Here is a 9,207-nt window from a genome sequence, read left to right on the forward strand (position 1 = left end):
AATACTGGCACGATAACGGTTTCTGTCCATATTTTGAAAGGCAACCTGAAAAATTTTTAAACACAGGAATATTATGATTTATTTACAATTATCCACAGGGCAATCGCCAGCCGAATGCCAATTTTTCGCCAAACACGTTTTCCACAAAATTTGCCGCGAAGCCGCGCAACACGATTTATCCACCGAAATCATCAGCGAAACGCCCAGTAAATATGGTTTGTTGTCGGCGGTGCTGGCGGTTTCAGGCAGCCGTGCCGATGAATTTGCAGCGCGTTGGCTTGGCACGCTGCAATGGATTTGTCCCAGTCCGTTTCGTCCACAGCATTTGCGTAAAAATTGGTTTGTGGCGGTGTCGCGGCTGCCTGAAATGCCCGCGCTGCCTGAAAACGATGAAATCCGCTTTGAAACGTGCCGAGCGGGTGGCAAGGGCGGTCAGCACGTCAATAAAACGGAAAGTGCAGTACGCGCGGTGCATTTATCCACAGGTTTGTCGGTGCGCGTGGAAAGTGAACGCAGCCAACACGCCAATAAAAAACGGGCGCGTGAATTGTTGGCATTCAAATTGGCGGAACATTTATCGCTGAAAAATCAAGATTATGCCCAACACCAGCACAGTCAGCTTTATCAACTGGAACGCGGTAATGCGGTGCGTGTGTTTCGGGGTAAAAATTTTGTGGAAAAATAGTTTTTCAGGCAGCCATTTTTTGAAAAGCTGCCTGAAAACAAGCGTTACAATATAGTCGTAGAAATGAAAATGCTGTACAAATCGACAATACCCACCGTGTACAAATCGCACATAAGGTGCTTTTTCAATGCTGCAACCATACCCTACACAAGTCATTTATTTTCATCATGTTTTCAATTTTCTTATCCCGCATTCGCGTTCTAATGGGTAAACGAGTAGTATAATGGGAAAAATCATCAAGTGTTTTAGGCTGCCTGAAACTCTTCTTCACAATACACAACAAGAAAGACAATGAACATGAATCCGCGCGATATTTTATCTGCCAGCCCCGTTATTCCCGTCATGGCAATTGACGATGTCTCTTGTGCGGTTGATTTGGCACACGCTCTGGTTGAGGGTGGCATTCACACATTGGAAATTACCTTACGTACAGAACATGGTATCAAAGCGATTGAACGCATCGCCCAAGAAGTAAAAGATGCGATTGTGGGTGCAGGTACGGTCATCAATGCCACTCAATTACACGCTGTTGCCGATGCAGGCGCGGTGTTTGCCATCAGTCCAGGTTTGAATGTGCATTTGGTACAAGCAGCCGAAAAAAGCCACATACCCCTTATTCCTGGCATTGCCACGCCCAGCGAATTAATGTTGGCTTTGGAATATGGTATCGACACTTGCAAACTGTTTCCTGCCGAAGTGGTAGGCGGAAAAGCCATGCTCCACGCTTTGTACGGCCCTTTTCCTGATGTGAAATTTTGCCCCACAGGCGGCATCAGTTTAAACACTGCTCCCGATTATTTGAAATTGCCCAATGTTTTGTGTGTAGGCGGTTCTTGGCTTACCCCCAAAAAAGTGGTTGAGCAACGCGATTGGCAAACGATTACCCAATTGGCAGCAGAAGCAGCAGCTTTACGCACATAGCGGTAAAAATACCAAAAAAATACAAGCCCGAAACCTTTGCAAACCCACTTTCAAACTGACATAGAGGCGGATCTCATATCCGTCCCTTTTCAATTTATTAATATAATGAACCAAATGGGACAATGTGTAGGGTGCAACTTGTTGCACCCTACACATTGTCCCATTTTTAAATGAATTACCTATAAAAATTCCTGCAAGCTTAAACGGGGCAGATATGAAATCTGCCCCTACGAACTGCGTTTTACAAACGTTTCAGCCCATTCAAATGTGGATAAACCTAAAAAATCATGCTGTTTCAGGCAGCCTAAAACAGGGAAAATATCTTCAACCAATTGATTCTTCTGATTTTGCTACTGTAACCATAGCAGGGCGCAACACACGTTCGTGCAAGGTATAACCTTTTTTCATCACACCCACAATCGCCCCTGCTGGTACATCAGTAACATCAATTTCATTCATGGCTTGATGATGATGAGGGTCAAGTTTATCGCCTTTTTGTGCCACAATTTCTTTGATTTGCACATTATCAAAAGCCTTGTTCAACTCATTCAAAGTCATGCTCACACCCATTTTCAGCGCATCAAAATTGCCACTTTGGTCGAGCAATGCCATTTCCAAATAATCTTTAATGACCAGCATTTCGCCTGCAAATTTTTGCATGGCAAATTTGTGTGCTGCCTGAATTTCATCTTGAAAACGGCGACGCAGATTTTGTTCATTTGCCAAAGCGCGCAGTTGCTCATCTTTGACCATGCCTTCCAACTCAGCAATACGTTCTTGCAATTCTTCATAGGTGGGCGGCGTTTGTGCTTCATTGTCCAGTACTTCTGGGTTTTCATTTTCGGGGTTTTGATTTGCTTCGCTCATTGTGTTTCCTTTGCGAAATGGATTGGAAAATTTCATCATGCACTTCCAAATAAGGGCGAAATGGGATTTTTCAAGTTTCAGGCAGCCTGATGTGCTACAAGTTAGCTGCCTGAAACTGAGAACCTGTATTACGAAACCTGTTTCAATTTTGGGTCAAGCGCATCGCGCAAGCCATCGCCCGTTAAATTGACCGCCAATGCCGACAGGAAAATCGCCGTACCAGGGAAAATCGCCAGCCACACATTGCTTTGAATGTATTGGCGTGCCGTACCCAACATCGCGCCCCATTCCGCATCGGGTGGTTGCACCCCAAATCCCAAAAAGCCAATCGCGCCCGCTTCCAAAATCGCGGCAGAAAAAATCATCGTGGCTTGCACAATCAGGGGCGCAAGGCAATTTGGCAACACGGTAATGAACAGCAATCGCGGTGTCCCTGCCCCCATCACACGGGCGGCGGTAACGTAGTCGCGTTGCAATTCCACCATGGCGGTGGCGCGTGTTAAGCGGATAAAGGGCGGCAAACACACCAGCGCAATCGTGATGATGGTGTTGGTCATGCTCGGGCCCAAGATTGCCGCGATGATAATCGCCAACAACAAACTGGGATAAGACATCAAAATGTCATTGACCAACATCACGGCTTTACCCCAACGTTTCGCCCAAAACGCGGCAGACAAACCCAAACTGATGCCGCCCAACATGGACAAAATGGTCGCACACAAACCGATAAACAGCGAATAACGCGCACCGTATAACAAACGCGATAAGGTGTCGCGCCCTGCATCGTCTGTGCCAAATGGAAAGGCTTTGTTGCCACCTTCCATAAACATGGGGGGTAATTGCTCTTTGCCTGTGAACAATTCATAGGGGTCGTGCGGAGCAATGATGGGCGCAGCCAACGCCAAAACAATCATCGCCACCAACACCATCAAACCCAACACCGCGCCTTTGTTGGCACAAAATGTGCGGTAAAACAGTTGCCATTGTGTAGGCGGTTTGGGGCGTTGGATTGTGGAAACCGTTGCTTGGTTTGTGCTCATGTTTTTTCCTTTAAATTTTTTGAATTTTATTGCGCAGGCTGCCTGAACTTCTTTACTCCCTCTCCCTTTGGGAGAGGGGATAAGATTTATGGTACATCAAAAATTTTGTTTTGCAGGCTGCCTGAAACGAAGTTCAGCGTAGCTAAAATATTTTTTTACGAATGACGAATACGCGGATTAATCAATCCATACAAAATGTCCACACACAAACTCACCAACATCAGCGCGGTTGCCACCAGCAAAATGCCGTTTTGAACAATCGGATAATCGCGGTTATGGAAACCGTCCAGCAGCCAGTTGCCGACACCCGGCCAACTGAAAATGGTTTCGGTCAAAATCGCGCCCGCCAGCAACATTGCCATCTGCAAGCCAATTACCGTTACCACCGTAATCATCGCGTTACGCAAAACGTGTACCAAAATAATCCGCATGGGCGACAAACCTTTGGCTTTTGCCGTACGCACATAATCTTCGCCCAACACTTCCAAAAACGCTGAACGTGTCATACGCGCAATCATCGCCAAAGGAATGGTAGAAAGCGCAATGGACGGCAACACAAAATGTTTCAAAACATCAATAAACGCACCTTGTTGATTGCTGGTTAATGAGCCAAGCAGCCACGAACCGTAAAGCGGTTTCACGTCCAAAAATTGAAAAACGCTAATCACGCCCGATACAGGCAGCCAGCCCAAATAATGTGCAAAAAAGCCCGTTAAAATGGGGCCCAGCAAATAAATGGGCATGGAATAACCTGCCAATGCGCCACTCATCAGCGTGTAATCCAGCCAAGAGCCGCGTTTTAAGGCAGCCGTGATGCCCAATGCCACCCCCAAAATGGTGGCAATGACCATGGCACACAAAGCCAGCTCCAAAGTTGGCACAAAATGCGATAAAAAGTCGTCCAACACGGGCGTACGGTCGCGGAACGATGTGCCAAAATTGCCGCTAAAAATGTCTTTTAAATAATTGAAATATTGTATGGGCAAGGGTTGGTCTAGCCCCAAACGTTTCATGGCGGCAGCGTGAACGGCTGGGTCTACCGCTTTTTCGCCCATCATGATTTCCACCACATCGCCTGGAACAAGGCGAATCAGCGTGAATGTGGACAGGGTCAATCCCAAATACACGGGAATCAAAATCAGAATGCGTTTGATAATAAAGGAAAACATGGTTGGCTCGCGTTCTTGTTTTTTGTTTTTAGATTGGGGGGATTGGGTTTTCAGGCTGCCTGAAAACGGCTCAACATCAAAAAACCACCGCCGCAATCCCAAAGCGGCGGCGGTTGTCATTTTAGCATGGGGTGGCAAGCAACATCATTCCACTTTCACGCCATCAAAACGCATATTACCAAATGGGCTGATTTCAAAGCCTTGTACATTTTTCGCGGTAAACACGGTTACCACCGAATGCGCCATGGTTGTCCAAGGTAATTGTTCTTTGAAAATCACTTGGGCTTGTTTGTATTTGTCTTCGCGTTGGGCTTTGTCGGTCAGCACACGCGCGTCATTGACCAATTTGTCAAATTCGGCATGGCAGAAACGCGCATAATTGCTGCCTTTTGCTTTACAAGTCAATAAATTGCCCAACCAGTTGTCGGGGTCGCCATTGTCGCCCGTCCAGCCCATTAAGAATGCGCCACCTTCGCCATTTTTCAGGCGTTTCAGGTATTCGCCCCATTCGTAGCTGACAATTTTGGTTTTCAAGCCAATTTTCGCCCAGTCTGCCTGAATCATTTCCGACATCAATTTGGCATTGGGATTGTAGGGACGTTGTACAGGCATTGCCCACAATTCAATTTCCGTGCCTTCTTTAATGCCAGCTTCGGCTAACAGGGATTTGGCTTTTTCCACATCATAAGGGGCATTTTTCAGGGTGTCGTTGTAGCTCCATTGGGTTGGTGGCATGGGGTTGGTGGCGGCTGTGCCTGCGCCTTGATACACGGCATTGATAATCGCATCGCGGTTAATCGCCATATCCAAAGCCTGACGCACTTTCAAATCTTTGAATGGGGCTTTTTCCACATTGTAGCCCACATAGCCCAAGTTAAAGCCCGATTGTTCAATGATATTGATTTTACCTGCTTTTTTCGCGGCTTCCACTTCGGCGGTTTTGGGATAAGCGGAAACATGGCATTCGCCAGCCGCCACTTTTTGAGCGCGAACGGCTGAATCTTTGGTAATGGCAAACACCAAATTGTCGATATGCACATCGTTCACATTCCAATAATCGGCGTGTTTGGCATAGCGAATTTGCGAATCTTTATTGTAGGAAACGAATTTGAATGGACCTGTGCCAATGGGCTGGGTATTGTAATCTGCCGCTTTGCCTGCTTTTTCCAATTTGTCGGCATATTCAGCCGAACCGATGTAGGCAAAAGGCATGGCAATGTTTTGCAAAAATGGCGCGTCCACTTCTTTTAATGTGATTTTGACGGTGTAATCGTCCACTTTTTCCACATTGGCGATGTTGTCAGGCAGCCCCATGTCTACCGCATAAGGAAATTCGGTTGGATAGGCTTTGTTGAATGCAAAATTGGGGTCGCTCAAACGTTTGAATGTGAACACCACATCATCGGCATTGAATTCACGCGATGGGGTAAAACTTTCGTTGCTGTGGAATTTCACGCCTTTACGCAAATGGAAGGTGTAGGTTTTGTTGTCTTCGGAAATGTCCCATTTTTCGGCTAGGGCTGGCTGAATTTCGGTGCCATTGCGTGGGAATTGCACCAATCCATTGTAAATGGGGTATGCGCTGGCATCAAAAGACGTGCCGTCCGTCCATTGTGCAGGGTCAAAACCGCTTGGGCTGCCTTCGGAGCAGTAAACCAAGGTTTTGCTGCCTGAACTGCTGGCTGGTGCGGTTTTGGCGGTTTCGTCAGATGCTGGAGCAGCAGATTGAGTATTGTTGCCACCACCACAGGCTGCTAATAATAAACTGGTTGCCAAAGCAGATAAGGTGAACAATTTGGTGTGTTTCATGAATGTCCTCGCTTGATGTTTGTGGTTGTGAAAAACCAAAATATAACGGTAAATACTTTGTAAGTAAAGTGTTAAACTGTGGTTATTCATGTTAATTTATCATAAATCAGTACGTTAAATGCACTGAATGACGATTATGGTTGTTTTTAAAGAAGCATCATGCAATGTTGACAACCCGTTTATGTATGTTTTTTTCAAATTAACATAAACAAGACAACAATACCCTCTGTTGTACACCTAACGCTGTACCATTTGTATTTGAAACAACGAGACCATTCGTTGTTATTTTGTTCATGTTAATTTTAGGGGCTATTGCCAATCAAGAGGCTGCCTGAAAATAAACTTTCAGGCAGCCTTGAAATGGGGCGTTTGGTTAAATCATTTTGCTTCAAGATGTGGGTTAAGTAAACGGTATTGCACTCTTATGAATTCGTCCAATACGGCTTGCTGGATTTCTAAACGTTGCGCCACAGGCGAGGCAAAACGCACCACTAAACGATAAACTTTATCATCATGTGGCACGCGACTGATGCGTGGTTGTGCAGCTGGCGTGATGAATAATCTTTGTGCTTGTACTTCTTCTAAATAGTGGGCAATTTCAGCAGAATGCGAATGACATTTTTCGGATAAAACCGCCCACAATTCGGGTACAATCGCATCGGAATCCAAATGAATGGGAACAGGAATATCAAAGCTGTGTACTACATAATTCCCCAATACATTGTCGCGCTCCACCGCATGACTTAATAACAAACTATTAGGAAAAGAAACGGTTTTACCTGATAATTGTCCCACCCATGCATTAGGTCCAATTTGCATCATCAGAGTATTGAATAAGTTGATGTCTACCACTCTACCACGCATATGATTGATTTCAATATAATCGCCAACTGAATATTGTTTGGTAACGATGCGCAATAGGCTGCCTGAAAGACACATTATCAATTCTTTGGTTGCCACTACCGTTGCTGCTGCTAATGCCACCATAGACAGAGCAAAAGTTTGAATTTGACTTGCCCATACTGTAAGCAAACCGAATAAACATACTGCCAACGCAGTATTGCGACTGGCAACCAATAAACGGCGTTTCTCATCAATAGATTGCTCAGGGTGATGGCGAAAATACACACGCAATAATATGGAACGCAAAATGACAACCAGTGGCACAAGTAATAGAGACAATACCCATTCTTGTGAAATGGGGCTATTTTTGAGTATGTTTAACCCGTTTTGCAACACTTCCATATGATTTTCCTGTCTAAATTCAAACACAATATTGATTGAATGAAATGAAGTTGTGTTGAATACTTCGTTAATGTTTTCAAAACTTGTTTTTCTTGAATAGACAAGCTGCCTGAAAAAACTTGATTTTATGGTCGTAGAAGTAAAAAACAGTACAAGGCGATAACGTCCGCCGTAAGTAGTACATTAGTGTGTTGGCAACGCCGTACTGCTTTTTCACTTCTGCGAGCGTTACCAAAACACTAAATTGTGTCTCGTACACAGTGTGCATTGTCGTCTTGTCCTAATTTGTATTTTAACGACCACATCTTCAATACATAAATGAATGGAGCGAATGCTATGATTGCTTTGATACAACGTGTTACCCATGCCGAAGTGAAAGTAAACAATCAAATTGTAGGCAAAATCGGTACAGGCTTATTGGTATTATTGGGCATTGAACAAAACGATAATGTCCATCAAGCAGATAAATTATTGAATAAAATATTGTCTTACCGAATTTTTTCAGATGAAAATGGCAAAATGAACTTGAATGTCCAACAGACTAATGGTGCATTATTGTTGGTATCTCAATTCACTTTGGCAGCCGACACACACAAAGGTTCGCGCCCCAGTTTTTCTCATGCTGCTACACCCAAACACGCCGAAACTTTATACCATTATTTTTATCAACAATCTGCACAAAAAATTCAAACCGCCACAGGTTGTTTCGGGACAAATATACAAGTTTCTCTGTGTAATGATGGACCTGTTACGTTTTGGTTACAAGTCTAATATCATTAACATAAAAGGCTGCCTGAAAATCAACATAAACGGTGTTAAAATACCTACCCTTATCTTTCACAGGCAGCACATTATGACACGCCCCATTCGCATATTGGGCATTGACCCTGGCAGTCGCAGCACAGGTTTTGGTATCATTGATGTAGTGGGTTATGAGCAGCATTATGTTGCCAGTGGTTGCATTAAAACCATTCCAAATGATGAATTAGCAGGAAGAATTAGCATTATTGTGCGCCATATCAGCGAGCTAATTGAAACTTATCACCCAAATCAAGCTGCAATTGAGAAAGTTTTTGTTAATGTGAACCCAGCTGCTACACTGATGCTTGGTCAAGCTAGAGGAGCAGCAGTTGCCGCTCTGGTTATGCGTGATTTACCTGTATATGAATACACGGCTTTACAAGTCAAACAAGCAGTAGTTGGGCAAGGAAAAGCTGCTAAAGAACAGGTACAGCATATGGTTATGCATATGCTGCACTTATCAGGCACACCACAAAGTGACGCAGCAGATGGCTTGGCAGTTGCTTTAACTCATGCTTTACGCTCATCAGGTTTAAACAAACAATTGGGAGGGTTAGCACTTAAAAAGGGGCGTTTACAAATTTAAAGTTTCCTTTCTTTTGTTTGAATATACATTTTTTCTGTTTACAATCCACTACCCAAACAAGTGCCGACAAAGAAGCTGTTACTT

9 protein-coding genes are annotated in these 9,207 nt (G+C 44.4%); 4 read left to right on the forward strand and 5 right to left on the reverse strand.

The features are described 5' to 3' along the window. The first annotated feature begins 73 nt into the window (after window positions 1–73). Both prfH and Q4B82_RS08015 read left to right on the forward strand, forming a co-directional pair. A complete protein-coding gene (gene prfH / locus Q4B82_RS08010; RefSeq protein ID WP_303065928.1) occupies window positions 74–685 on the forward strand; it encodes a peptide chain release factor H in 612 nt (203 codons plus the stop codon). Window positions 686–982: 297 nt separating this feature from the next. Further along, a complete protein-coding gene (locus Q4B82_RS08015; protein ID WP_303065935.1) occupies window positions 983–1,606 on the forward strand; it encodes a bifunctional 4-hydroxy-2-oxoglutarate aldolase/2-dehydro-3-deoxy-phosphogluconate aldolase in 624 nt (207 codons plus the stop codon). A 324-nt stretch (window positions 1,607–1,930) separates the two neighbouring features. Here the strand turns inward: Q4B82_RS08015 and grpE are convergent, their stop codons facing one another. From grpE to Q4B82_RS08040, 5 genes are all read right to left on the reverse strand, one after another. Next, complete coding sequence (grpE, locus tag Q4B82_RS08020) at window positions 1,931–2,473, reverse strand: nucleotide exchange factor GrpE (protein ID WP_303065929.1); 543 nt, start codon at window positions 2,471–2,473, stop codon at window positions 1,931–1,933. A 128-nt stretch (window positions 2,474–2,601) separates the two neighbouring features. Next, complete coding sequence (locus Q4B82_RS08025; RefSeq protein ID WP_303065930.1) at window positions 2,602–3,513, reverse strand: ABC transporter permease; 912 nt, start codon at window positions 3,511–3,513, stop codon at window positions 2,602–2,604. 155 nt (window positions 3,514–3,668) lie between these two features. Next, window positions 3,669–4,682 (reverse strand): ABC transporter permease, encoded by a 1,014-nt coding sequence (locus Q4B82_RS08030; RefSeq protein WP_097114378.1) that lies wholly within the window; start codon window positions 4,680–4,682, stop codon window positions 3,669–3,671. Between the two features lie 144 nt (window positions 4,683–4,826). Beyond that, window positions 4,827–6,491, reverse strand: a complete 1,665-nt coding sequence (locus tag Q4B82_RS08035; RefSeq protein WP_303065931.1) for an ABC transporter substrate-binding protein — start codon at window positions 6,489–6,491, stop codon at window positions 4,827–4,829. Window positions 6,492–6,869: 378 nt separating this feature from the next. Continuing rightward, window positions 6,870–7,736, reverse strand: coding sequence for a mechanosensitive ion channel family protein (locus Q4B82_RS08040; RefSeq protein ID WP_303065932.1), 867 nt, complete (start codon window positions 7,734–7,736; stop codon window positions 6,870–6,872). 336 nt (window positions 7,737–8,072) lie between these two features. On the opposite strand from Q4B82_RS08040, the gene dtd reads away from it, so the two are divergent. Beyond that, window positions 8,073–8,507: a D-aminoacyl-tRNA deacylase gene (dtd, locus tag Q4B82_RS08045; RefSeq protein ID WP_303065933.1), complete on the forward strand. Its 435-nt coding sequence runs from the start codon at window positions 8,073–8,075 to the stop codon at window positions 8,505–8,507. Window positions 8,508–8,589: 82 nt separating this feature from the next. After that, a complete protein-coding gene (gene ruvC / locus Q4B82_RS08050) occupies window positions 8,590–9,123 on the forward strand; it encodes a crossover junction endodeoxyribonuclease RuvC (RefSeq protein WP_303065934.1) in 534 nt (177 codons plus the stop codon). The last annotated feature ends 84 nt before the right edge of the window (window positions 9,124–9,207 follow it).

This window comes from Alysiella sp., from assembly GCF_030525755.1.
Taxonomy (GTDB): domain Bacteria; phylum Pseudomonadota; class Gammaproteobacteria; order Burkholderiales; family Neisseriaceae; genus Simonsiella.

Bases quoted from the DNA above. Each gene is read 5' to 3' on its own strand.
- Q4B82_RS08025 (WP_303065930.1), bottom strand. From the start codon at position 3,513: ATGAGCACAAACCAAGCAACGGTTTCCACAATCCAACGCCCCAAACCG.
- ruvC (WP_303065934.1), top strand. From the start codon at position 8,590: ATGACACGCCCCATTCGCATATTGGGCATTGACCCTGGCAGTCGCAGC.
- Q4B82_RS08015 (WP_303065935.1), top strand. From the start codon at position 983: ATGAATCCGCGCGATATTTTATCTGCCAGCCCCGTTATTCCCGTCATG.
- prfH (WP_303065928.1), top strand. From the start codon at position 74: ATGATTTATTTACAATTATCCACAGGGCAATCGCCAGCCGAATGCCAA.
- dtd (WP_303065933.1), top strand. From the start codon at position 8,073: ATGATTGCTTTGATACAACGTGTTACCCATGCCGAAGTGAAAGTAAAC.
- Q4B82_RS08040 (WP_303065932.1), bottom strand. From the start codon at position 7,736: ATGGAAGTGTTGCAAAACGGGTTAAACATACTCAAAAATAGCCCCATT.
- grpE (WP_303065929.1), bottom strand. From the start codon at position 2,473: ATGAGCGAAGCAAATCAAAACCCCGAAAATGAAAACCCAGAAGTACTG.
- Q4B82_RS08030 (WP_097114378.1), bottom strand. From the start codon at position 4,682: ATGTTTTCCTTTATTATCAAACGCATTCTGATTTTGATTCCCGTGTAT.
- Q4B82_RS08035 (WP_303065931.1), bottom strand. From the start codon at position 6,491: ATGAAACACACCAAATTGTTCACCTTATCTGCTTTGGCAACCAGTTTA.